Origin of the sequence: Streptomyces sp. KR55 (genome assembly GCF_052245645.1) — a bacterium.
Lineage (GTDB): Bacteria > Actinomycetota > Actinomycetes > Streptomycetales > Streptomycetaceae > Streptomyces > Streptomyces flavusporus.
Genome location: NZ_JBQQCE010000962.1, coordinates 1 through 959 on the forward strand (window position 1 = coordinate 1; position 959 = coordinate 959).

A 959-nucleotide genomic window follows, 5' to 3' on the forward strand; every position below is an offset into this window, starting at 1 on the left:
CGGATCGGCCTTGCCGAGGCGCACCCCGACGTCGCGATGCCCGGCCGCACGCACCTCCAGCACGCCCAGCCGGTGCTCTTCGCCCACCACGTCCTCGCGCATGTGCAGTCCCTGTCCCGGGACGCGGAACGCCTGCGCCAGTGGGACGAACGGACGGCGGTCTCCCCGTACGGCTCGGGCGCGCTGGCCGGTTCCTCTCTCGGCCTCGACCCCGAGGCGGTCGCCCGCGACCTCGGCTTCGAGCACGGCAGCGCCGGCAACTCCATCGACGGCACGGCCTCCCGTGACTTCGTCGCCGAGTTCGCCTTCATCACCGCGATGATCGGAGTGAACCTCTCCCGGATCGCCGAGGAGGTCATCATCTGGAACACGAAGGAGTTCTCCTTCGTGACCCTGCACGACGCCTTCTCCACCGGATCGTCGATCATGCCGCAGAAGAAGAACCCGGACATCGCCGAGCTGGCGCGCGGCAAGTCCGGCCGTCTGATCGGCAACCTGACGGGCCTGATGGCGACCCTGAAGGCGCTCCCGCTCGCGTACAACCGCGACCTCCAGGAGGACAAGGAGCCGGTCTTTGACTCCATCGACCAGCTGGAGGTCCTGCTCCCCGCCTTCACCGGGATGATGGCCACCCTCACTGTCCACCGCGAGCGCATGGAGGAGCTGGCCCCGGCCGGGTTCTCGCTCGCCACGGACATCGCCGAGTGGCTGGTCAAGCAGGGCGTGCCCTTCCGGGTCGCGCACGAGGTCGCCGGCGAGTGTGTGAAGGTCGCCGAGGCCGAGGGCAAGGAGCTGGACGAGCTGACCGACGAACAGTTCGCGAAGATCTCCGCCCACCTGACCCCCGAGGTCCGCTCCGTCCTCAACGTGCCGGGTGCCCTCGCCTCCCGCAGCGGCCGCGGCGGTACGGCGCCCAGTGCCGTCGCCGTCCAGCTGGCCGAGGTCAAGGCGGACGTGAC

Annotated in this window: 1 protein-coding gene; it reads left to right on the forward strand. The window is 69.9% G+C overall.

The window, feature by feature from the left end; genetic code table 11:
• Positions 1-959 (forward strand): argininosuccinate lyase (gene argH, locus ACTWQJ_RS51815; protein ID WP_443313268.1); only part of this gene is annotated, 959 nt, incomplete at both ends.